At 69.7% G+C, this 22,969-nt stretch carries 21 protein-coding genes; 12 read left to right on the top strand and 9 right to left on the bottom strand.

Translation table 11 applies throughout. The annotated features are described in order from the left end of the window. Window positions 1–98 precede the first annotated feature (98 nt). Both SPR02S_RS05985 and SPR02S_RS05980 read right to left on the bottom strand, forming a co-directional pair. A complete protein-coding gene (locus tag SPR02S_RS05985) occupies window positions 99–2,720 on the bottom strand; it encodes a helix-turn-helix transcriptional regulator (protein ID WP_245607504.1) in 2,622 nt (873 codons plus the stop codon). Between the two features lie 106 nt (window positions 2,721–2,826). Then, entirely contained in the window at window positions 2,827–3,606 is a 780-nt protein-coding gene (locus SPR02S_RS05980) for an NAD(P)H-dependent oxidoreductase (RefSeq protein ID WP_019056024.1), read from the bottom strand. Window positions 3,607–3,751: 145 nt separating this feature from the next. On the opposite strand from SPR02S_RS05980, the gene SPR02S_RS05975 reads away from it, so the two are divergent. Continuing rightward, window positions 3,752–4,600: a helix-turn-helix transcriptional regulator gene (locus SPR02S_RS05975; RefSeq protein ID WP_019056023.1), complete on the top strand. Its 849-nt coding sequence runs from the start codon at window positions 3,752–3,754 to the stop codon at window positions 4,598–4,600. Window positions 4,601–4,705: 105 nt separating this feature from the next. On the opposite strand, the gene SPR02S_RS05970 is transcribed toward SPR02S_RS05975, so the two are convergent. Continuing rightward, window positions 4,706–5,212 (bottom strand): hypothetical protein, encoded by a 507-nt coding sequence (locus SPR02S_RS05970; protein WP_019056022.1) that lies wholly within the window; start codon window positions 5,210–5,212, stop codon window positions 4,706–4,708. Window positions 5,213–5,516: 304 nt separating this feature from the next. On the opposite strand from SPR02S_RS05970, the gene SPR02S_RS05965 reads away from it, so the two are divergent. The 6 genes from SPR02S_RS05965 to SPR02S_RS05940 all read left to right on the top strand — a co-directional run bounded on the left by SPR02S_RS05965 (window position 5,517) and on the right by SPR02S_RS05940 (window position 12,987). Beyond that, a complete protein-coding gene (locus tag SPR02S_RS05965; protein ID WP_019056021.1) occupies window positions 5,517–6,887 on the top strand; it encodes a chitinase in 1,371 nt (456 codons plus the stop codon). A gap of 54 nt (window positions 6,888–6,941) precedes the next feature. Beyond that, window positions 6,942–9,164, top strand: coding sequence for a pectate lyase-like domain-containing protein (locus SPR02S_RS05960; RefSeq protein ID WP_019056020.1), 2,223 nt, complete (start codon window positions 6,942–6,944; stop codon window positions 9,162–9,164). A 26-nt stretch (window positions 9,165–9,190) separates the two neighbouring features. Further along, on the top strand, window positions 9,191–10,489 hold the full coding sequence (locus SPR02S_RS05955; RefSeq protein WP_019056019.1) for a ThuA domain-containing protein: 1,299 nt from the start codon (window positions 9,191–9,193) through the stop codon (window positions 10,487–10,489). A 123-nt stretch (window positions 10,490–10,612) separates the two neighbouring features. Then, window positions 10,613–11,356 carry a TetR/AcrR family transcriptional regulator gene (locus SPR02S_RS05950; protein ID WP_019056018.1) on the top strand — a complete coding sequence of 248 codons (744 nt, stop codon included), beginning with the start codon at window positions 10,613–10,615 and terminating at the stop codon, window positions 11,354–11,356. Next, complete coding sequence (locus SPR02S_RS05945; RefSeq protein ID WP_019056017.1) at window positions 11,349–12,098, top strand: SDR family oxidoreductase; 750 nt, start codon at window positions 11,349–11,351, stop codon at window positions 12,096–12,098. The genes SPR02S_RS05950 and SPR02S_RS05945 overlap by 8 nt, the downstream gene beginning before the upstream one ends. 133 nt (window positions 12,099–12,231) lie before the next feature. Then, window positions 12,232–12,987, top strand: coding sequence for a phosphotransferase family protein (locus SPR02S_RS05940; protein ID WP_019056016.1), 756 nt, complete (start codon window positions 12,232–12,234; stop codon window positions 12,985–12,987). A gap of 23 nt (window positions 12,988–13,010) precedes the next feature. Here the strand turns inward: SPR02S_RS05940 and SPR02S_RS05935 are convergent, their stop codons facing one another. The 3 genes from SPR02S_RS05935 to SPR02S_RS55225 all read right to left on the bottom strand — a co-directional run bounded on the left by SPR02S_RS05935 (window position 13,011) and on the right by SPR02S_RS55225 (window position 14,764). Then, complete coding sequence (locus SPR02S_RS05935) at window positions 13,011–13,520, bottom strand: DoxX family membrane protein (RefSeq protein WP_019056015.1); 510 nt, start codon at window positions 13,518–13,520, stop codon at window positions 13,011–13,013. Then, a complete protein-coding gene (locus SPR02S_RS05930) occupies window positions 13,517–13,933 on the bottom strand; it encodes a DM13 domain-containing protein (RefSeq protein ID WP_218006569.1) in 417 nt (138 codons plus the stop codon). The genes SPR02S_RS05935 and SPR02S_RS05930 overlap by 4 nt, the downstream gene beginning before the upstream one ends. A gap of 195 nt (window positions 13,934–14,128) precedes the next feature. Then, window positions 14,129–14,764 carry a TetR/AcrR family transcriptional regulator gene (locus SPR02S_RS55225; RefSeq protein WP_043258104.1) on the bottom strand — a complete coding sequence of 212 codons (636 nt, stop codon included), beginning with the start codon at window positions 14,762–14,764 and terminating at the stop codon, window positions 14,129–14,131. 204 nt (window positions 14,765–14,968) lie between these two features. Here SPR02S_RS55225 and SPR02S_RS05920 point away from each other — a divergent pair, with 204 nt between their 5' ends. Together SPR02S_RS05920 and SPR02S_RS64715 are read left to right on the top strand one after the other, a co-directional pair. Then, complete coding sequence (locus SPR02S_RS05920) at window positions 14,969–16,186, top strand: alpha/beta hydrolase (RefSeq protein WP_245607503.1); 1,218 nt, start codon at window positions 14,969–14,971, stop codon at window positions 16,184–16,186. Between the two features lie 221 nt (window positions 16,187–16,407). Next, entirely contained in the window at window positions 16,408–17,106 is a 699-nt protein-coding gene (locus tag SPR02S_RS64715) for a PASTA domain-containing protein (protein WP_245607502.1), read from the top strand. A gap of 18 nt (window positions 17,107–17,124) precedes the next feature. On the opposite strand, the gene SPR02S_RS05905 is transcribed toward SPR02S_RS64715, so the two are convergent. Beyond that, on the bottom strand, window positions 17,125–17,784 hold the full coding sequence (locus SPR02S_RS05905) for a TetR/AcrR family transcriptional regulator (RefSeq protein WP_043258115.1): 660 nt from the start codon (window positions 17,782–17,784) through the stop codon (window positions 17,125–17,127). 121 nt (window positions 17,785–17,905) lie between these two features. Here SPR02S_RS05905 and SPR02S_RS05900 point away from each other — a divergent pair, with 121 nt between their 5' ends. Then, entirely contained in the window at window positions 17,906–18,334 is a 429-nt protein-coding gene (locus SPR02S_RS05900; RefSeq protein WP_019056007.1) for a nitroreductase/quinone reductase family protein, read from the top strand. Here the strand turns inward: SPR02S_RS05900 and SPR02S_RS05895 are convergent. Both SPR02S_RS05895 and SPR02S_RS05890 read right to left on the bottom strand, forming a co-directional pair. Next, window positions 18,331–19,722 carry a hypothetical protein gene (locus SPR02S_RS05895; RefSeq protein ID WP_019056006.1) on the bottom strand — a complete coding sequence of 464 codons (1,392 nt, stop codon included), beginning with the start codon at window positions 19,720–19,722 and terminating at the stop codon, window positions 18,331–18,333. The genes SPR02S_RS05900 and SPR02S_RS05895 overlap by 4 nt on opposite strands. A gap of 42 nt (window positions 19,723–19,764) precedes the next feature. Continuing rightward, complete coding sequence (locus SPR02S_RS05890; RefSeq protein ID WP_019056005.1) at window positions 19,765–20,187, bottom strand: hypothetical protein; 423 nt, start codon at window positions 20,185–20,187, stop codon at window positions 19,765–19,767. Window positions 20,188–20,314: 127 nt separating this feature from the next. Between SPR02S_RS05890 and SPR02S_RS05885 the strand changes: the two genes are divergently transcribed. Together SPR02S_RS05885 and SPR02S_RS05880 are read left to right on the top strand one after the other, a co-directional pair. Beyond that, on the top strand, window positions 20,315–21,718 hold the full coding sequence (locus tag SPR02S_RS05885; RefSeq protein WP_026150267.1) for a hypothetical protein: 1,404 nt from the start codon (window positions 20,315–20,317) through the stop codon (window positions 21,716–21,718). Further along, window positions 21,718–22,968, top strand: coding sequence for a hypothetical protein (locus SPR02S_RS05880; protein ID WP_019056003.1), 1,251 nt, complete (start codon window positions 21,718–21,720; stop codon window positions 22,966–22,968). Before SPR02S_RS05885 ends, SPR02S_RS05880 begins: the two co-directional genes overlap by 1 nt. Window position 22,969 lies beyond the last annotated feature (1 nt).

Raw genomic sequence — 22,969 nt, 5'->3', positions numbered from 1 at the left:
CCCCCGTTTCGTGGTGCTCTGCATGACCCGCTCGTTCTATGCCGCCCGGAACTGTGCGGTCATCCGTGCGCGTCACCCAGCTCGGCGCCGTCGGGTACCTACGTTTCGCCGTACGGCAGCAGCCCGAGTTCCGTCGCACGGACGGCGGCCTGCCCCCTGGTGGGTGCGTCGAGCTTCTCCAGTACGGCCCGCACATGGTTGTCGACGGTACGGACGGACACGACAAGCCGGTCGGCGATCTCCGGGTTCGTCAGGCCGTCCACCAGCAGTCGTACGACCTGGAGTTGGCGTTCCGTGAGTCCGCCCGGGTTGCCCCGGGTCGCCGCGTGCGGGCCGCGCGGGATGTGGCGAACGCCGAGGGTGCGCAGTTCGGTGCGGACGAGGCGGGCGAGGGGTTCGGCGCCGAGCGCGTCGAGTTCGGTGAGCGCGGTGAGTCTGTCGGCCGGGTCGGGGCTCTCGGCGAGCGCGGCGGCGTGTTCGTAGGGGCAGCCTGCCTGTTGCCACAGATCCGCGGCCCGCTTCCACTCCCCGGCGGCCTGCAACGCGTACGGGTGGTCGCTGTCGTCGACGGCCACCGGGTGCCCAACTTTGCTGAGCCAGTAGCCGAGTTCGGCCCGGTACGGCCCGTGGTCGAGGTGCGCCGCCTGCGCGTGGACCGGCTCCGCCGCCTCGATCACTGCCGCATGGTCGCCCCGCAGCCAGGCCGCCTCCGCCCGTGCCGCCGCCACCGGGCCCATGCGCTGCAACTCCCCGGCCCGTACGGCGATCTCCTGGGCCTGGGTGAGGAGTTCGTCGGCGCCCGGCCTGCCGCACCGGACGCGCACCCGGGCCAGGACGGTCAGCGCCGGGCAGCGGGCCGGTACGAAGTCGCGCATCCCGTACTCGGCCTCTCGCTCGGCGTCGTCCCAGTCCGCCGCCGCGAGCCTGCGCATGGCCTGCTCGACGTGGAGGTAGTTGAGGAACCCCAAGTGCTCGGCGCGGTCGGCGAGTTCCAGGGCCGGGGGCAGGAAGCGGTCGGCCTCGGCGTAGCGGAGGTCGTCGAGGAGGGACCAGATGATGTTGGCGTAGGACCGGCAGGCGTGTTCGACCTCGCCCGCGGCCAGCGCCACCGCGAGGCTCTCCTCGACCTGCCGTCGCCCGTCCGGATCCCCGCTGCGCCAGCGGGCGGTGCCCACGTTGTTGAGGGCGTGGGCGAGGATCGCGGGGTCGTCCGCGCGGCGGGCCAGGGCGATGGCGCGCTCGCCGTGCGCGATGGCCTCGGCGTACCGGTCGGAGAGCATGCGCAGTTGGGCGGTGTTGCTGAGCGCGAGGGCCAACAGCCGGTCGTCTCCGGCGTGTTCGAGGACGGCGATGGCCTCCCGTGCCGCATCCTGGGCCTCCTCCGCGTGGCCCGCCCACCAGTGGATGCGGGACAGCCAGCGCAGATCGGCGCCGAGCGTGAGGGTGTCGCCGAGGGAGCGGCGCAGGGCCACGGCGTCGCGCTGGGCGGCGACGGCCTCGACGGAGTCGGCGACGGTGTAGCACTCCACCGCGTAGCGTTCGAGCAGGTCGGCGAGTTCGGCGGGAGTGTAGCGGTGCCGTTGCCGCAGCACGAGCCGTAGCTGGGCGGCGGCCTCGCGGTGGGCGCCCGCCTCGGTGGCGTCCCGGGCCGCGCGGGGGCCGTAGCGGGCGATGGCGTCCTGGTCACCGGCCTGTGCGGCGTGGTGGACGACGCGGGCCGGGTCGGAGCCCGGCCGGAGCATGAGCGCGGTGAGCACCTCGCGGTTGAGGTCGATCCGCCGGGCCGCGGGCAGGGAGTCGGCGACGGCGCGGCGGATCAACTCGTGGCGGAACGCGACCCGTTCGGGGGTCACCACGAGGAGCCCGCGCTGTTCGGCAGCGGCCAGTACGGCGACGCCGCCCGTCAACAGCGCGTCGACGAGGGGCCGTTCGACGGCCGAGGGCACGACGGCGAGTTGCTCCAGCGCGTCGACGGTCCGGCCGTCGAGTCCGCGCAGCCGGGCGAGCACCGCGTCGACGACCGTCGGGGGCACTCCCCCGGTGCCGCCGGCCGCGAGAACCTCGGTGACGAAGAAGGGGTTGCCCGATGTCACCTCGTAGACCTGCGCCGGGTCGAGCCGACTGGCCGAACTGAGGGCGTGTACCGCCGACTTGGAGAGGCGGGCCAGCGGCAGCCGGTGCACGCGGTCCGTGCGGGACACCTGCCCGAGGAGGTCGCGCAGCGGATGCTCGCGGCTCAACTCGTCGTCGCGGTAGGTCAGGACGAGTACGGCGGGCAGCCGATCCATCCGCCGGACCAGGAAGCGCAGGGCGTCCAGCGAGGCCTCGTCGGCCCAGTGGACGTCCTCCACGACGAGCACCGCCGGATGCGGTACACCGGCCAACTCACCTTGCAGGGCCTCGTACACGCGGTGGCGATCGCCGCCCTCCGTGACGGCCCGGGCGAGTTCGGCGCCGACGCTGCCGACGAGGTCGCGGAACGGGCCGAGCGGGCGACGGGTGGCGAGGTCGTCGCACTGGCCCAGGAGGATGCGCGTGCCGTGCGGCAGCCGGTCCGGCATGGCCTTCACCAGGCTCGACTTGCCGATGCCCGCCTCACCGAAGACGAGCGCCACGGAGCCGGCCCCGTCCGCCGCCTCACGTACGGCCGAAGCCAGTCGCGCCAGTTCGGGCTCACGCTCCAGGATCCCCGGATCCACGCCGCCGATTGTCCCACTCACCGCCGACTTCCGTACGGGCGTCGCACTTCGGTCCTTTGCCGCCCACTTGAGTGCGGACACCCACGGGAAGCGTTCATGACCGGAACCGAACCGGCCGGGACCGCGGTCAGCCGCGCACGTGCAACCCGAAACCCGTGCGGCCCGTGGGCTCCAGTCCCTCCTTCAGGTGCAGCGAGGGGATCTCGTACTCACCGAAGTTCTGTCGGCGGAACGCGATCGGCTCGGTCGACTCCAGGGTGAGCAGGCGCTGCTCCCAGGCCTTGGCGACGTCCGGGTAGTCCTCGGCGGTCATCCGGTCGGTGCCGTACAGCACGAACGGTGGCAGCACCGCGATGCCCGGGTAGTAGAGGACGCCGTGGTGGATCGGGAACAGCAGATCGTCGATGGGGCCGTTGATCCCGCGAGCGGCGTAGTGCGACTCCGGACCGCCGGCGGTCACCGACAGCAGAGCCTTCCTGCCCGCGAGGGTGCCTTCGCCGAAGCGCTCGCCGTACTTGGTGTCGCTGTACTCGCCGACGCCGTAGGCGAAGTGGAAGGTGAACACCCGGTCGACCCAGCCTTTGAGGATCGCGGGCATCGTGTACCACCACAGCGGGAACTGGAAGATGATCGTGTCGGCCCACAGCAGCTTCTCCTGCTCGGCGCGGACGTCCGGGGTGAGCGTGCCGGCGTCGAATGCCCGGCCCGAGTCCAGGGCGACCTTCAGCGGACGTGAGGCCTCGGGGCCGTAGTCCGCCGCGTCCACGACCGCCTTCCAGTTCATCGCGTACAGATCGCTCACCCGGACCTCGTGCCCCGCGGTTTCCAAGGTGGACACCGCGAGGTCCTTCAGCGAGTTGTTGAGCGACTTCGGTTCCGGGTGGGCGTAGACGATCAGCGTCTTCATGGGAACTCCGGCTCCTTCGGATCGGTTGCCTCCGATACTGGGCGCCGTGGCGCGCGGCATTCAGGGGCGCCTCGTCCATCGGACGGGACTTCCTGGTATCGGCAGGACCACCTTCACGGGCAACCGCCGAGGCGATACTGGGGACATGGACGATCTTGCGGGCTTCCTGCGGACCCGGCGTTCCCGGGTCGACCCGGCGTCCGTCGGCATCTCCACCGACAGCCGCCGCCGGGTCGAAGGGCTGCGCCGCGAAGAGGTCGCGCACCTGTCCGGAGTCAGTGTCGACTACTACGTACGCCTGGAGCAGGGCCGCGCTACCCAGCCCTCCGAGCAGATCCTCGACGCGCTCGCCCGTGTCCTCGGGCTCGACGAGACCGAACGCGGGCACCTCTACCGGCTCGCCCGGCAGCGCCGCCGCCGTGCGAAGGCGCCGGGCGGGAGGGTCCGGCCGGAGCTGCTGCGCGTCCTCGACCTGGTCGCCGACGCACCCGCGCTGATCATGGATCATCGCCTGGACGTGCTCGCCGGGAACCGCCTCGCCGGGCTGCTCCACAGCCGGCCGATGGCGGGCCTGAACACCGCCCGGCACATCTTCCTCGAGGAGGCCGAGCGCGGGCTTTACGCGGACTGGGAGAAATGCACTCTCGACGTGGTCGGACATCTGCGCCTGGCCGCCGGCAAGTACCCCGAGGACCCCCGACTGGCCTCGCTCATCGGCGAGTTGGCGATGGGCAGCGAACGCTTCCGTCGCCTCTGGGCCCGCGCGGACGTCCGCGCCCGCACCCACGGACGCAAGGCGTACCTGCACCCGCTGGTCGGACTGCTGGAACTGCACCAGGAGAACTTCGCGTTGCCGGACGAATCGAGCATGGAGCTGCTGGTGCTCTCCGCGGCCCCCGGCAGCCCCGCCGAGGACGGGCTGCGCCTGCTCGCGGGTCTGGGCGCGGACAGCGGTGGCGCGCGTCCCGCGGTGAACGCTCAGATCCGCGAGTAACGCAACGCCGGCCGGCCCAACTCCTGCCGCGGGGACGGCTGGTCGAGCTGGACGACGGCCACACGCTGCTCCCCTTCGACCGACCGGCCGAACTCGCGCGGCTCATCAGGGAGTTCGCACGCCCTGCGGCGCCTTCCGCACCGACATGATGTGGTGCCGACGGCGCGGCTTGGGGGCATCGAGCATGCTGACGCCGATGTAGCCGCGGCTGCGGAGGAAGACCGTGGGGCCGGCCACGAAGGTGACGAAGATGGTGATCACGCTGACGGAGAACAGGACCGGGAGCGACTGCCCCTCGGGGAGGGTCTTCCCGCCTTCGTGAACGGCGTAGGCGAAGGCCGCGAAGAAGGCGACCAGGCACAGCACCGCGAGGACGAGGAGGACGCTCGCGATCGTCCGGGTGGAGGAGTGGTCGCGCACCTCGGCCAGCAGAGACGCCGAGCACACGGGGCAGGTCAACTCCACCGTGTGCTTGCCCGATGCGGGCCGCTTGACGACGAAGTGGGAGTCCTTCCAGGTGACCGTGCGCGTTCTCGGTCTGAGGAATCCCCCGGAGAGCTTGTCACTGAGTATGTGCCGGACTGCGACCTGCACGGTCCCCGCTGTGTTCATGGTTCCTCCGACACGCGCCCGTCGATCATCACGAAGTCTGCAAAGTGTGACCTGTGAGAACCGGCCACTCAATGGTCCTGATGATTTCTTTTCCTGCGCCTACAACTTCTCAACTCACCTCCGCCCCGCAGGACTTCTCCGGTCGCACCTCTTGACGCCTTTGGTGCAGACCTTTAGGTTCACCAGCCAACAGACCTCCCATGAATGCATTCCACGCTCACATATGTGAACACTCGTGTTCACCTCTCACCGCCCTCACGCCGGCGGCGTCCACCCCCCACCCCAGGACGAAAGGCCCCTCGTCATGCAACGCCTCGCCCTGCGCTGCGCCCTCGCCCTCTCCCTCGGCCTCACCGCCGTCGGCACCCTCGCAGCCCCCTCAGCCTCCGCCGCGACCGGCACCATCACCGGCCTCGGCGGCAAGTGTCTCGACGTCGCCGGCGCGAGCTCCGCCGACGGCACGGCCGTACAGATCTACGACTGCAACGGCACCGCCGCCCAGCAGTGGACGGTCGGCACCGACGGAACCATCAGAGCCCTCGGCAAGTGCCTTGACATCACCGGCAATTCGACGGCCAACGGCGCCCAGCTCCAGCTGTGGACGTGCGGCGGCAGCGCCAACCAGCAGTGGACGGTCAGCGCCGCGCGCGACATCGTGAACCCGGCCGCCAACAAGTGCCTTGACGTCACCGGCAGTTCCACGGCCAACGGCACCCGCACCCAGATCTGGACCTGCTCCGGCGCCGCCAACCAGAAGTGGACCGCGCCCGCGGCCGGCGGCACGACCCCGCCCACGACCGCCCCGATGGCCGTGGCCCCGTACCTGTACAACGGCTGGGGGAACCCGCCCAGCCCTACTACTGTCATGAACGCGACCGGCGTGAAGTGGTTCACGCTGGCGTTCGTCCTGAGCAACGGCTACTGCAACCCGCAGTGGGACGGCGGCCGGGCGCTGACCGGCGGGGTCGACCAGTCGACCATCAACACGGTGCGGGCCAACGGCGGCGACGTCGTTCCGTCCTTCGGCGGGTACAGCGGCAACAAACTGGAGAGCTCCTGCTCCAGCGCGAGTGAGCTGGCGGCGGCGTATCAGAAGGTCATCAGCGCCTACTCGCTCAAGGCCATCGACATCGACATCGAGGCCGACGCGTACAGCAACGGGACCGTGCAGCAGCGGACCGTGGACGCGCTGAAGACCGTCAAGGCCAACAACCCGGGCATCAAGGTGTACGTCACCATCGGCACCGGCCAGAGCGGTCCCGACACGAGCCTCATCAACCGGGCCGCGTCCTCCGGGCTGACCGTGGACGCCTGGACGATCATGCCGTTCGACTTCGGCGGCGCGGGCCAGAACATGGGCACACTCACCCAGCGGGCGGCCGAGGGTCTCAAGACCGCGCTGAAGAACGCGTACGGCTACAGCGACGACGCGGCCTACCGGGACATGGGCATCTCGTCGATGAACGGCATCACCGACAACAGCGAGACCGTCACCACCGCCGACTTCCAGACCATCCTCGGCTACGCGCAGACGCACCACCTCGCGCGGCTGACGTTCTGGTCGGCCAACCGTGACCGTCCCTGCCCGGGCGCCTACCCGAACGACGACACCTGCTCGGGCGTGAGCCAGAGCAACTGGCAGTTCACCAGCATTTTCGCCCAGTACACCGGCTGACCGCCGCCCCTCCGACCTTTTCTCCCCAACCCCCCCATCACCACAGGAGAATCCGTGCTCAGACGGAAGAGACTGACCGGCCGCCGCCCCCTACCGAGAGCGCTCACGGCGGTCGCGCTCGTGGCGACCACCGTGACCGGAATCGAGTTCGCCACGCAGGCGTCGGCGAGCGCGGCGAGCACGGCCGCCGCCGCGATCCCGACCGGGTACACCGCCGTGGTCAACAAGGGCAGCGGCAAGTGCGTCGACGCCCGCTCGGCCGCGAGTGCCGACGGCACCGCCGTCCAGCAGTACACGTGCAACGGAAGCACCGCGCAGAACTGGCAGTTGGTCGCCACCGACGGCGGCTACTACCGCGTGAACAGCAACCTGAACGCGGCCGAGGCCTGGGACGTCACCGGCGTCTCGACCGCCGACTCCGCGCTCATCCAGACGTGGACGTACTCCGGCGGCAACAACCAGCAGTGGCTGCCGGTCGCGGAGGCCGACGGCGCCTACCACTTCGTCAACCGCAACAGCGGCAAGTGCCTGGACGTGCCGAGCGCTTCCACCGCGGACAGTGTGCAATTGGCGCAGTACACCTGCAACGGCACGGCCGCGCAGTCCTTCACGCTCGGCGGTGGCTCCACGAACCCGCCGGGCACCCCGGACTTCGGCCCCAACGTGACGGTGTTCGACCCGTCGATGTCGGCATCCAGCATCCAGTCCAAGCTGGACTCGGTCTTCACCCAGCAGCAGACCAACCAGTTCGGCTCGGCCCGCCAGGCCCTGCTGTTCAAGCCGGGCACGTACAGCGCCAACGCCAACGTCGGCTTCTACACGCAGGTCGCCGGTCTCGGCCTCTCGCCTGACGACGTGACGATCAACGGCGCGGTGCACGCGGAGGCCGACTGGTTCCAGGGCAACGCGACGCAGAACTTCTGGCGCGACGCCGAGAACCTGTCGGTCAACCCCACTGGCGGCACCGACCGTTGGGCCGTCTCGCAGGCCGCGCCGTACCGGCGCATGCACGTGCGCGGCAACTTGGCGCTGGACGACGGCGGTTGGTCCAGCGGCGGCTTCATCTCCGACACCAAGGTCGACGGCCAGATCCAGTCCGGCTCGCAGCAGCAGTTCCTCACCCGCAACTCACAGATGGGCAGTTGGTCCGGCTCCAACTGGAACATGGTCTTCGTCGGCGACCAGGGCGCACCCGCCCAGTCCTTCCCGACGTACACCACCGTCGCCAGCTCTCCGACGATCCGCGAGAAGCCCTTCCTGTACGTCGACAGCGCGGGCGCCTACCAGGTGTTCGTGCCCGGGCTGCAGTCCAACGCCGTCGGCACGACGTGGAGCGGGAAGACCCCGGCGGGCAAGTCCCTGCCGATCGACCAGTTCTACATCGTCAAGCCCGGCGCCACCGCGGCCGACATGAACACCGCCCTCGCGGCCGGCAAGAACCTCCTGGTCACCCCGGGCGTCTACCACCTCAACCAGACGCTCAACATCACGCGCCCCGACACGGTCGTGCTGGGCATGGGCCTGGCCACCTTCGTGCCGGACGGCGGGATCACCGCGATCTCCACGGCCGACGTGGACGGCATCGAACTGGCGGGCCTGCTGATCGACGCGGGCACCACCAACTCCGCGACGCTGGTGCAGATCGGCCCGTCCGGTTCGACCGCCTCGCACGCGTCCGACCCGACCCAGTTGTCCGATGTCTTCGTCCGCATCGGCGGCGCCACGGTCGGCAAGGCCACCAACTCCGTCGTCATCAACAGCGCCAACACGATCATCGACCACACCTGGATCTGGCGCGCGGACCACGGCAACAGCGGCACGGTCGGCTGGACGACCAACACGGCGGACACCGGACTGATCGTCAACGCCGCCAACGTGACGGCGTACGGCCTGTTCGTCGAGCACTTCCAGAAGACCCAGGTCGTCTGGAACGGCAACGGCGGCAGAACGTACTTCTTCCAGAACGAGATGCCCTACGACCCGCCGAACCAGGCTTCCTGGATGAACGGCACCGGGAAGGGCTATCCCGCCTACAAGGTCGCCGCCAACGTAACCAGCCATGAGGCGTGGGGACTTGGCAGCTACTGCTACTTCAGCTCCAATTCCAGCGTGGTCGCCGATCGCGCCTTCGAGGTGCCGAGCGTGTCCGGGGTCAAGTTCCACGACATGGTGACCGTCTCGCTGGGCGGGGTCGGCACGATCAGCCACATCATCAACAGCACCGGCGGACCGTCCAACTCCAGTACCAACGTCGCGTACTTGACCAACTACCCGTAGACCGCACGGAAAGGATCGATCAGAAGATGAACACTGTCAGATCCGGTTCCACCCGCGCGCTTCTGCGGGTCCTGCTCCTGCTGGCGACTCTGCTGGGCCTCGCGGCCGTACCGCCCGCCGCCCAGGCGAGCACGGCGGCGACCCCGTTCAAGATTCTCGCGCTCTACAGCGGCACGTACGACGCGGCCCACATCGACTTCGACAAGGAGGCCAACGTCTGGTTCCCGCAGCAGGCGGCGGCGAACGGCTACACGTACACGGCCAGCACCAACTGGGACCTGCTCGCCAACGGCGGCGTCAACGCGTACCAAGTCGTCCTGTTCCTCGACGACTTGCCGCAGACGTCCGCCCAACGCACCGGTTTCGAGGCGTACATGAGGGGTGGCGGCGGCTTCATGGGCTTCCATGTCTCCGCCTTCACGACGGACGCGGCGAGCTGGTCCTGGTACCACAACACGTTTCTCGGCTCGGGGAACTTCGTGTCCAACACCTGGGGTCCGACCGCGGTGACCCTGAAGGTGGAGGACCACTCGATCCCGCCCACCGCCGCCCTGCCGGCCACGTTCACCTCGTCGGTCAGCGAGTGGTACAGCTGGTCCAACGATCTGCGGCAGAACCCGGACATCAAGATCCTGGCGTCGATCGACCCGAGCAGTTTCCCGGTCGGCACGGATCCCAACCAGTCCTGGTACAGCGGGTATTACCCGATCCTGTGGACCAACACGAAGTACAAGATGCTGTACGCGAACTTCGGCCACAACGCGATGAACTACACGACCAACACGCGCCTGTCGTCGACGTTCGCCAGTGCCACCCAGAACCAGTTCCTGCTGAACGGGCTCAAGTGGCTCGGCGGGGGCGACACTTCGACGCCGCCGACGGACACCCCGATCTCGGAGACCTCCTGGTACTCGGTGCAGAACGGCGGCAACGGCACGTGCGTCGACGCCCGTTCGGCGGCGACGGCCAACGGGACGGCGATCCAGCAGTACGCCTGCAACGGCACGACGGCCCAGCAGTACCAGTTCCGCTCCACCGACAGCGGGTACATGCAGATCACCGCGCGCGGCAACCCGGCGCAGGCCATCGACGTGGTCGACCGCTCGACGGCGGACAACGCGCCGTTGCAGCTGTGGGCCTACTCCGGCGGCACGAACCAGCAGTGGCAGCCCGTGAAGGAGACGAGCGGGCGCTACCACTTCATCGCCCGGCACAGCGGCAAGTGCCTGACCGCCGCCACGGCGGCGACGAACAGTGTCCAACTCACCCAACGGACCTGCGACGGCTCGACCGCGCAGGCCTTCCAACTCGCCGTGCAGTCCTGAGCCTGTCCGGCGACCAGGGGCGCCTCCGTCGTATCGCGGGTCGATGCGGCGGGGGCGCCCCTTTGTTTCGCCGATAACAGAAGACTGTTGTCAGTGATTCAGATCCCTGTTATCGTCGATTACATGAACACGAGATCGCTGATAATCGAGGCGGCGGCGGAACTGATCGCCCAGTCGCCGAGCGGCGACGTCTCGACGCGCGCGGTGTGCGAGGCGGCGGGGGTCCAACAGCCCGTGCTGTACCGGCTGTTCGGCGACAAGGACGGACTCCTGGCGGCGACGGTCGACCATGTGTGGGACCAGTACCTGGAGACGAAGCGGGCCGCGGAGAAGTCCGATGACCCGCTGCGGGACCTCCGGGCCGGCTGGGACAGCCACACCGCGTTCGCACTGGCGCACCCCAACGCCTACAAGCTGATGTTCGCCCCGGCGCTGCGTTCCGTGCCCGCGGCGGCGGAGGAGGCGATGCGCATCCTCCGCGGGGACCTTGAGCGGCTCGCCGAGCAGGGCCGTCTCCGTGTCGCACCGGAGATCGCGGCACGCATGGTCATGTCGGCCAACACCGGGGTGTCCCTGTCGCTGATCACCCGTCCCACGCTGTATCCGGACTCCGGCCTGTCGAGGCTGGTCCGGGACGCGATCCATCAGGCGATCCTGCTCGATCCCGTGGCGGACACCACGGCCGCGGACACCCGCGCCGCAGCCGCGACCACGCTGCTCTCGTCCCTCGGCGATCTCACCCCCGAACCGTTCACCCCCGCGGAGTCGGCCCTGCTCGGGCAGTGGCTCACCCAGATTCCCCACTCCGCCCAGCTCCCCGGCTCCACGCAGAGCCCCACCACACGGAAGGACCCTCACCATGGCTGACACCGACACCGGTACATCCACCCGCGTCGCCCTGATCACCGGCGGCTCCGGCGGCATCGGCCGCGCGGTCGCGGAACGCCTCGCCCAGGACGGCATAGCGGTCGGCGTGCACTACGCCGGCAACAAGGCGCGGGCCGACGAGACGGTCGCCGCGATCACCGCGGTCGGCGGTCGGGCGATCCCGGTCGGCGGGGATGTGGCCGACGAGCACGAGATGGCGGCCGCCTTCGACGCGGTCGAGGCGGAGTTCGGCGGGCTCGACGTGGTCGTCAACACCGCCGGGATCATGGCCCTTTCACCCATCGCGACCATGAACCTCGACGACCTCGACCGGATGCACCGCACCAACATCCGCGGCACGTTCGTCGTCTCCCAGCAGGCGGCCCGCCGGGTACGCGCGGGCGGCGCGATCATCAACTTCTCCACCACCGTCACCCGCACCAAGTTCCCGACGTACGGCGGCTACGTGGCGAGCAAGGCCGCGGTCGAGGCGATGACCCTGGTACTGGCCCGCGAACTGCGCGGCAAGGACATCACCGTCAACACGGTCGCCCCCGGCCCCACCGCCACGTCCCTCTTCCTCGACGGCAAGGACGAGGCGACGGTCCAGAACCTCGCGATGGCCTCCCCGCTGGAGCGCCTGGGCACCCCGGACGACATCGCCGAGTCGGTCGCGTTCCTGGCGGGCCCGGCACGCTGGATCAACGGCCAGGTGCTGTACGCCAACGGCGGGCTGGTCTGAGCCCTGCCCTGCCCCGCCTGGGACAGCGACTTCGAACGCCACGCGCTGACCGGCCGGCGACGCGCTCAGCCACGTCATTCGCACGCGAAAAACCCGGCGACGTCGGCGATCACCGCCGGGATACTGGTCGCCCATGGATGAGGTCGAAGAGGTCGAAGTCGTCGTCGCCCATTCCGAGCGCGCGACCCTGCGCGTCGGCGACATGTTCTTGAAGGTGGACGCCGATCAGGCGCGCATCGACGTCGAGGTCGAGGCGATGTCCCGCGCGCCGGTGCCGACCCCGGAGGTCCTGTGGCGCAAGCCGCACGTGCTGGCGATCACCGCACTCCCGGGGACGACGCTCGGGCGCCTCGGCGGGCCGTCGACCGGGTCACCGGCGGCGTGGGCCGCGGCGGGCGCCGCCATCCGGAAGCTGCACGACGCGCCGTTGCCGCCCTGGCCGGGCCAGAGCGGCCGGGGTCTCCGGGAGTTGGCGGCGGAACTCGACGGCGAGTGCGAGTTGCTCGTGACGAACGGCCTCCTGCCCGCCGACCTCGTCACCCGCAACCGCCGGATCGCCGAGGCCGCGCTCCGACCATGGACTCCGGCGTTCACCCACGGCGACCTGCAGATCGCGCACGTCTTCGCCGACGGCGACGAGGTCACGGGCATCATCGACTGGTCCGAGGCGGGCCAGGGTGATGCCCTGTACGACCTCGCCACCTTCACGCTCGGACACGAGGCGCACCTCGCCGACGTCGTCGCCGGCTATGGCACCGACGTCGACCTCGACGTGATCCGCGCGTGGTGGTCGCTGCGCAGCCTGCTGGTGGTCCGCTGGCTGAGCGAGCACGGCTTCGACCCGTTCGCGCCGGGCTGCGAGGTCGACGTACTGAGATCCCGGATGTGAGATCCCGGACCGCCGGACGAACGTCAGAGCCAGCGGCGGAACGGCTCCTGGAACACCACCAGGTTCGGACGTTTTCGCCCCACGACCTTCTCCGCGAGGGTCGTCACGGAGAAGCACGCGGCCAGCAGCGGCCAGGCGATGACGACCGTCGAGAGGGCCACCATGATCGGATACTCCGTGATGAGTTGGTCCGCGCTCCAGTACGTCAGCAGGGTGAAAACGGACGCCAGGGACGCGGGCAGCGAGAAAACGCCCAGGACCAGGACGACACCCAGGGACGTCTCCAAAAGAGGCATCGCGAAGCCGAAGAAATGCGGCCATTCCGCGAGGACGGAATCCGAGAAGCTTTTGAAGAATCCCGGAACCCTGCTGTTCGACTTAGCGCTGTTCGCCACCAGCAGGATGTCCGCCGCACCGAAGTGCGCCCGGTATTTCAGCGTCCCCTCATGGATCCACAGCACTCCGAGGGTGACTCTGACCGCGCCGGCGAGGGCCGCCGCGATCAGAGTCGGGCGCGAGAGGGGCGTCCTCATGACAGTTTCGCGGCGCCGAATACCGCCTTCGCCTTGTCGCAGTGGATGACCACGGTGCTGTAGGCGGACGTGTCGACGCCGTTGAGCGCGAACGTCTGGGACTTCTGGTCGAACTTGACGGCTCCGAGCTGCTTGCCCGCCGACACAGCCGCTTCGTCCGTGCCGTTCGTGAGGTAGACATGCAGGTCCGGCCCCTCGTCGGACGAGAAGCCCGACAGCATGACACCGGATCCGCTGACCTGCGCGGTACCGGACACCTTCTTGCCGTTGAGCCCCGCGAACATGCCCGTCTTGTCCGCCGCCTTCATCGCGGGCTGTGAGGCCGACATGGAGGCCGCCGCCTTCGAGGTGGAGTCACCGCTGTCGGACCCGCCGCACGCCGTGAGCGTGAAGGAAATCGCAATGAGAGCCACGCCGGCAAACCCGATTTTCCGCATGCCATTCTTCCTCTTCTTGATTCCACTGGAATCGGCGGCAACAGAAACGGGCCGCCGAGCAAGAACAACCTACCTACGGAAAACGGGAAGATCACCGGTTACCGGGGGGACGTAAGAAACGCTTCACATTTATTGCGGGTTTCTGACGTCTTGGAAAAAGCGCGTGTCCCGCTACGCGCCCGGCCCGAAGCCGCGGAACTCGAACCCCGGAGGCAGCGGCTCCGTACCGTCCGGCTGGGTGCGCATGCCGTCCAGCAGCAGTCGCAGGTAGCGCCGCCACAGGTCGGGCTCGCCGGTCTGGTCGGTGACCGCGGACACCATCAGCTGGATCATCGGGAGATCCAGCTGCTCGACATCGGGGCGCAGCGCCCCCTGCTCCTTGGCGCGCGCGATCAGCGGATCGACCAGGGGCTTGATCCGCCGGGCGACGAGGGCGTGCCGCTGGGCGGCCTTGCCGGTGCCGAGCATGACCTCGCGCAACCCCCGGTCGTGCGCCTGGAGTTCGCACACCTTCTCCAGGCTGGACGCCAGCCCGTGCCACGGGTCGGGATCGGCGGCGGCCTCCCGCGCGGACGCCTCGACCTGGTCGATCATGTCCACGAAGACCGCGTCGACCAGCTCTTCCTTGTTGGCGAAGTGGCGGTAGGCCGTCCCCACGCCGAGCCCCGCGTGCCGGGCGACGTCGTCGAGGGTCGCGGCCAGACCCCGCTCGCGGAAGACCTCGCGGGCGGCGACCATCAAACGACGGCGGTTCAGCTCGGCATCGCGCCGCAGCGGCGGTCTACCGGGTCCAGCGGGCTCCGCCATGCCAGTCGTCACACCTTCCGGACGCCGTCGAATAGTCCGGCTCATCGTACCGGCGCGAGCTGGGCGCCCCTTGATCAGCTTCGATACCGACGCACTGCCCGCGAAACCTAAACGGAGATAGCTTCTCCGTTTGATGCTACGGTGACAGGAAGAACCGGAGATCACATCTCCGTTTGCCACCTCGTGTCAGCGGGAGAAGAAGACATGGACATGCACGGAGAGAACGCGGCGCCTCGAACGAAGACGCCGGCAGGCTGGTGGAGGGGCGGCGCGGTCGTCACGGTCACCCTCACCGCGGGGCTGGCCCTGGTCGCCTGCTCCTCGGGCGGCACCAGCTCGGCGAGCGGGACATCCAGCCCCACCGCCAAGACGGCCGCCTGCCCTACGGGCACGACCGCCACCGGCGCCGGAACGCCCACTGGCGCACCCACCGCAGTGCCGTCGGGCAACGCGGGCGGCATCGCCGTGGCCAAGACCATCAAGAAGTCGGACACCAGCACCAGCACCGTGATCGACCCCACCGGTGCGCAGATCCGGTGCGCCACGTCCGGGATCACCACCACGCACGACATCACGTACTCGTCGCCGACCACCGACGGCCACAAGAGCGACCTGAAGCTGGACATCCAGGTGCCCGCGTCCACGTCGGGCAAGAAGCCGTTGGTCATCTATCTGACCGGCGGCGGCTTCGTCATGGCGGACCGCACGGCCAACCTGAGTCAGCGCACCTATGTGGCGGACCAGGGCTATGTCGTGGCCAGCGTCCAGTACCGCACCACCAAGGACGGCGCCACGTACAAGGACGCCGTCGCCGATGTGAAGACCGCCATCCGCTACCTCCGCGCCAACGCCGACAAGTACTCCATCGACGCCGACCAGGTCGCCGTGTGGGGGCAGTCCGCGGGCGGCTACCTGGCCGCGATGACCGGCGCCACCAACGGGGAGAAGTCCTTCGACGTCGGTGACAACCTCACCCAGAGCAGTGAAGTGCAGGGCGTGGTCGACGAGTTCGGCCCGGCCGACCTGTCCGAGCTGGCGGCCGACTACGACACGGCGGCGCAGAAGGCCAACTACGCGGCGGGCAACAGCGCCGCCCAATGGGTCTACGGCCCCGGCACCAAGAAGTCGGTCGCGGACCGCACCAGCGAGGTCGCGGCCGCCGACCCCAGCACGCACATCAGCTCCAGGACGGCGCCCTTCGTCCTGTTCCACGGCAGCGCCGACAACCTGGTCTCCCCCAGCGAGACCCTCACCCTGCACACCGCGCTGCGCGCCAAGGGAATCGACAGCACCCGCTATGTACTGACCGGAGCCGGCCACGGCGACCTGTCCTTCACCGGCGACACCTCGGCCGTCCTGCCCTGGTCCACCCAGGAGACGATGGGGCACATCGTCGACTTCCTGGGGCAGCACCTCAAGTAGCCGCAAATCAGGCGGCGTTGCCGACGACACCACGAGCCGCGAGCCGGAAGGCCCCGACTTCCCGGTAGAGGATCCGCGCAGCGCGTCGAGTACGGCGTCCATCCGCCCAGTCCGCCGTTGCCGAACACCGCCCCGGAACCTGTCACGGTTCGTCACTCAGTGTGCGGCCGGGCCTCCGTGTCTGACACAGTGGCCCTTCATCCACACATCAGGGGCGTACCGTGTCCAACTCCGTATTTACGCCACCAGGTCAGTCGTCATGGGCCGCCGGACCGCCGCCGAAGAAACAGCGCGACTGGAGGCTCATCGGCACAGTCACCGCAGGCGTTCTCGTCATCGGCGGCCTCGTTTCCGCCTGTAACCCCAACACCACTGGCGGAAACGGAAGTTCGACCGCCACGGCCACCGACGCGAGCGGCAACGCCAAGACCGGGGGCTCCACCAAGACCGTTCCCGAGTTCGTCGGCATGGGTCTCCAGTCCGCGCAGGACGCCGCCCAGAAGCAGGGCTTCTACAGCCTCAAGTCCCACGACGCACTCGGCCGGGACCGCCACCAGATCCTCGACCGGGACTGGAAGGTCTGCTCCCAGAACGTGAAGGCAGGCACGACCACGTCCACGGACACCGAACTCGACTTCGGCGCGGCGAAGCTCGACGAGACCTGCCCGGCGAAGGACCAGTCCGCACCCGCTCAGGCCGGCAGAACGATGCCGGACTTCAAGGGAAAGTCGGTGAACACCGCTCGCGATGCTCTCGACTCCGGTACGTCGATCACGGTCAAGGACGCATCCGGTAAGGGGCGTTACGTCCTGGTGGAGTCGAACTGGCAGGTGTGCTCACAGAAGCCGTCGGCCGGGACGAAGCTGAGCGGGCAGCCGGTGGAGTTCTCGGCGGTGAAGTTCGGGGAGTCCTGCCCGTAGCCTCGACCGACGCTGCGGTCAACTCGGCGGCCGTACACCATAGTTGGCGAAGCCCTGCGAGAGCAGAGCGAAGGCCTCCGCGCCGTACTCACGGACATCGGCGGCGAGCCGGTCGGGCGACTCGTCGGCCAGGGCGCGTTGTCGTACGAGGTCGATGAGCGCGCGGTGGACCCCCATCAGGGCGTTCGCGGCCACGTACGCGGTGACGCCGACGGCGCCCCCTCGCGAGGCGGCGCTCTCCTCGGCGGTGAGCCGTGCGGCCAGTGCGGCTGTCGCGTCGGCGATCGCCTGCTGTTCGCGGGCGCGGAGCGCGGGGCTGTCGGCGACCATGCGGTTGACCGTCCGCAGTCGTACGACGGCCTCGTCGTCCCCGGCCTCGACCTGGGCGAGGAGCCCGGCCGGTGCGAGCAGGAAGTTCCGTACCGCGCCCAGGACCGACTCATCCGGGGACCGGGAGTCGACGGCCGCGACGAGCCGTTCCTCGAAGGCTTCGAGCCGGGAGTAGAGGAGGTCCTCTTTCCGCGGGAAGTAGTTGAAGACGGTGGCCTCCGAGACGTGCGCCTCGCGGGCGATCTCCGCCACCCGTACGGCGTCGAACCCCCGGTCGGCGAACAGCCGCCAGGCGGTGTCCGCGATCAGTGTCCGCGTCTGCTCCTTCTTCAGCTCACGAAGGCCCATCGTCACCTCTTGCCACCTCTTGTACCTCTGTCGGGAACCCGGGGAGACAAAGCATCTAGGGTGACCCTATATTTAGGGTCACCACAGAAACAGTACCAGCGGCTTCCCTGAGGAGGTCCCCATGACAGCGTCGAGCGCCCCCTACCTGCGCCCGCCCTGGGGAGCGCGGGTGATCGGCAACCGGATGGCCAGGCTCTTCGCGCGCTCGGTGCTGAGCACGCTGAGCGTGCGCGGCCGCACCAGCGGACGCTGGCGGAGTGTGCCGGTGGCCGTCCTCGATCACGGCGGGGAGCGCTACCTCATCGCACCCCGCGGCAACACCGAATGGGCCCGCAACCTGCGTGCCGCGAAGAGCGGGCGGCTGCAACGCAAGGGCCGGGTCGAGGAGTTCGAGGCGATCGAGGTACCGGCCGACGAGCGTCCGCCGCTGATCGCCGTCTATCTCGAACAGTTCGGCCGCTTCCCCACCGTGGCCGAGACCTTCCGCCAACTCCCGGACCCCGCCGACCATCCCACGTTCCGCGTCGTCGACTCCCGCGGTCTCCGCTAGCGGCCCACCACGCGCATCGCCATACCGGCCACCGCGCCCAGCCGCCGCTTACGGAGGTCCAGAACCGGCGACGTGATCGAAATGCCCTGGGACGCCAGCAGGTTCATCAGCGCCCAGATGAGGTCGGGGCGTCCCGTCACCGGGATCTCCTCACCGTCCGGGGCGATGACCGTGGCCGCGGTGACGCCCGCGAGGAGGCTGCTGCGGGCCCAGTCGACGTCGTACGAGACGCCGTTCGGGCTGACCACGAGGACGATCTCCTTGGTGCGGTGGAGGACCGTCAGGTAGTCCATCGGCACCGTCAGTCGTCGGGCGGCGCCGAACGGGGGTGCGCCGTCCGCCGGTTGGATGCGCAGGACCGTGTCGAGGACGGGGCCGTGGTCCTGAAAGGTGGTCCTGCCGCGTATCTCCAGGAAGCGGCCACGCGCCAGAACCCCGCCGCGCCGCGACCACCGTCGACCGACCGAGCCGAACGCGGCCCTCTCGCCCGGGAGTTGGTCCGCGAGCCGGCGGGCTTCCTCACCCGGCTCGCTCACCGGCGCCCGCTCCTCGGGGAAGGCGCGGTCCTGGTCGGCAAGGGCCTCGTATCGTGCGGCCGTGTGCGGGTCCAGGCGTCGGAGGTCGATCGTGTCGCCGTTCATGACGACGCCTCCGACCTCTCGTGAGATCCGCATCTGCTGGAGCTGGCGGCCAACTCGCCTTGTCACGTCGGTCGTTCGGCCTTCGAGGTCGATCACCCGGCAGGTTCTCGTGCCCGCGAGCAGGGCGCTGCGCGGCCAGTCGGGAGTGAACGTTCGCCGATCCCCTGGCGCGGCCGGCTCGTCGACAAGGACGACCAGGCGTCCCGCCGTGATCGCCGAGAGGCACAGGGACGGCACCCGACACTCCCCCGTCACCTCGAACTCCCCGGTTCTGTCGGTCTCTTCGGCGTCGTGCACCCGTAGCCTCAGCCGGACCAGCGGTGTGAACTCGTCGGGGGTGTAGTTGCCGTAGTGGGTGGTGAAGGTCGACTCGCCGTCGGGGTGGTAGCGGGCCAGTGACGCCTCCAGTACGTCCGCACGCACCAACTGCGCCTGTGCAGAGCGGTGTTCGGATCGGGGCGCCCACATCACGAAGGTGTCGTCCGAGTACCGGTGGTTCACGTCCTCCACCCCCTTCACGCGGTTCCTGCGCGTGATCCGGGGAAACTCCTGGCGTGTGGTGGTGAACGCCAGGACAGGGATCATGACCGTGCCGACCAGCCCGAAGGCGAGCAGCATCGCCGGCCAGTCCCAGCCGGGGTAGTCACTCCAGGCGGAGTATCCGAGGAGGAGGAAGAACGGGGCCGCCGAACAGCAGACCGCGGTGAACAGCAGATTGCCCACGAAGACGCTCGTATGACTGCGCATTGCCCCTCCTCCGCCCTCGGGACCGTTCCAAGCGTGTCCGTGTCACGGGGTCACGCCGTCGCCCGCGTAGAGGTAACCGCCGGGCTGCGCGGGGTCGGCCACCAGCAGGACCTGGTCGCCGGCGCGGGGTATCCGCAGCTTGGAGACGATGGTGTGGAGGGTGATCCGGTCGGTGCTCCCGGTCGGCTGCACGACCAGGTCGACTACCGGGTCGTGGTTGACCAGTTGGCCGGTGTCGGCGATCGACACGACGACGGCGGTCGTGGTCGGCGCTCCCGCGGCGAGCAACTGCTGCACTCCGAGGCCCGAGTTGTACGCGCCGACCGACTGCTGGACCCTGGCGAAGTCCTCGTTGCCGAGGAACGCGCGGGTGGTTCGGCCGTAGAAGCCCTTCCCGCTCGCCACCTGGCCCGCGATCTCGGCGGCCCGCTCCTCGCGGCTCTTGCGACGCCCGAAGATTCCCATGACGGCTGCTCCTTCTGGTCGGGGTGGATTCCCGTGGTTCCCGCTGTCCCGGTGGACGCTAGGCGGCTCCGGTCGCCTACCGATCCCAGGTTCGCCCGCCCGATCTCGGACGACGTACGCTCCTGACATGCCGCTTCCCAGCCAGCCGACCGACGCGCGCCGACCGCGCGCCATGGTCATCGACGGCGCGTGGCGTGCCCTCGGGCCGGACCTGGAATCGCTGAGCGGCCCCGGTGGCGCCCCGCTGACCCGGACGGTCAAGCTGATCGTGCTGCCGCTGATCGTCAGACCGGCCCTGCATCCGGACTTCGCGGTGGACTTCCTCGCGCCGGAGCCGGCCGCGCGTCTCGACGCGCTGATACGGGAGTCCGGTGCGCGGCTCGTCGCTACGGCACAGTGGTTCACCCTGCTCAAGCGGACCCGCCGGGCGCTGGGCGTCGTGGCGGGCCATCCCCAGGATCTGTACTTCCAGCGGTGCTTCGAGTTGGCCGCCGAACACGGTGAACCCGCCGCCGGTGCGGGCGCGTTGGCCCGGGCGGTCGTCGAGGAGGTCGCGGACGCGGACGGTGGCCGTACGGTCGACGCGCTGAAACGGTATCTGGCCGATGCCGCCCAACAGGCCCGACTGGAGGGCGAGTTGGCCGTCGCGTGGGAGGGGCGTCTGTCGGTTCCGGCCGCTGATACGGCCGCCGCGGTCGCGCTGGCGGGTGAGGTTCTGGAGGCTTGCGGTGGGGCGGAGGGGCCGCGGAACTCACCGTCGTACATGTCCATGGTCGAGGCGGGACACGGTGAGCTGCTCGGCCGAGCCCTGTGGGCACACGCGAGCGGGGTCTGGGGGCGGGGCGATCTGCCCGCCCATCTCGGGCTGACGAAGCGGCAGTTGCCGCCGCGCCCGGAGGTCGGCCGGGGTGCCTCGACGGCCACACTGCCCGCACCGCTGGACCGCACGCTCTTCGAGCGGCTCTTCGTCGTGCTCCAGTCCTCGGCTCGGCGCGAGGAACTGCCCACGGTGCCGGAACTAGTCGGGCGGGAGGTCGGCCGCAGTTGCGCTCCGCTCGGTCTGTACGACGAGAGCCTGCGCGTCGCCGTCCTGCTCGGCGGTCAACTCGCTGTCGGGCTGGACCCGTTGGGCATCGAGGAGCCCGCGCCGTGGCACACCGCGGCACACCGGGCCGTCAACAGCCGTTGGCGCAGGGAGGCTTCGGTCCTCCGTGCCCGCCGGATGACCGTCTCGCCCCGCCCTGACCCGGACGGCGGGGTGCTGGACGCCCTCGCCCAGGATCTCCGTACGCCCTGGACCGCCTACATGCGGCGGCTCTGGGTGCGGCTGCACGGACGGGACGTACGGGACGCGCCGCTCGTGGATGCCGCGTCGGCCTGGGCGGTGCTCGACGGTGTCGCCCGCTCGGTGATGATGGACCACCGGGCCCGGGTCCGGTCGGCGCTGCGGACCTTGTCGGCATCGGCGGCACCAACTGCCGTACCCGAAGCCGCAGTCGTGGCCGAAGCGGCCGAGTCGAGGAGCGCGTGATGACGCGGGCTTCCGTGGAAGTCCAGGTCACGCGAGGCGACGACGGCACAGTCCGAGTCGCCGGTCCTGGTATCGGTCCCGACTTCACCCGTGCGGTTCTCGACGTCGCGGGCGCCGTTCTGACCTGGCCCGTCCTCGAGGACCCGGTGCCGCCGTCGGCGGAGATACATGACGTGGCGCGGGCGCAGCAGTGGCTGTGGGCGGTCTACGGCGAGGGCGTCGCCGTTGCCGTCCAGGCTTGTGCGACTGGCGAGTTGAGCGATGTACGGGTGCCCGCGGACATGACCCCGCTCGCGGGCGGCGCCGCCCGGCTCGGCTTCGGGCACTGGGCGGCGCGGTGGTGGCCGGCGTCGTACCTGGACGGGATTCCCGCGCTCCAACCGGACGTGCTCGGGCTGGAGTTGGTCGCACTCACGCACGAGTGCCAGCAGCTGTTCGACGACGAGCGGGATCAACCCGACGACTGCGTGGGCGAGTTGATCGGGGATCACCAAGTCGCCCTCGATCCGCTGCTCCAGTGGTGGCACGCCACACCGCCGTCGACGGACACGGCACGCCGTCTGGAGCGGGTGCTGCGGGCGGTCGACGACGCGGCGGACAGCACCGAGTCGGACGGGGAGGCGTTGCGCCGCCTTCGGTGGTCCCTGGCCCAGCCGCGTCCGGACAGCGCTCCGGTCGCCGTCGATCCCGTCGCGCTGTTCGTACGACACGACGACTACGCCCTCGCCGCGGGCGAGCCGCTCGTCGCGGGCGGCCGGGTGATCGCGCGGGGCGCGGGGACCAACGACTGGCGCCGGTATCCGCCCGGCTTCGTCGACGCCGCCGAGACCGCCGTGTCCTGGACCGCCCGCGCACTCGGCGCCCGACGGCAGATCGAGGTCGAGGTCGTCGCGCACATCGCGGCGCCCACCACCAGCGGGCCGCTGCTGGTCGCGGAAGTCGGGGTCGACGGCGTCCGTGCCAGTCGCGTGCCTCTCGCCCGGCGGGACGACGTGTGGAGTGGCCGGGGGGACCTGGATCTGTCGGCCGGGGAGACACGGCCGCGTATCGAGATCGGTGTGCTGTTGCCCGGGTTCGACCCGGGTCCGGAGCCCGAGGGTGGCGCCGACCGCGACGCGATCCGCGCGTTGGTCCGACGACGGCTCGCGACGGCGGCACAGCCGATCGCGTCCAACACAGCTGCGTACGAAGGGTCTTCGGGACCGTTCCTCGCCGAGATCGCCGCCGCTACGGCTGATGAGGACTACTGAC

Source organism: Streptomyces prunicolor NBRC 13075, assembly GCF_000367365.1.
Lineage (GTDB): Bacteria > Actinomycetota > Actinomycetes > Streptomycetales > Streptomycetaceae > Streptomyces > Streptomyces prunicolor.
Note: the sequence above shows the minus strand (reverse complement) of the source record. Positions and strands in the feature narration are given on the sequence as shown.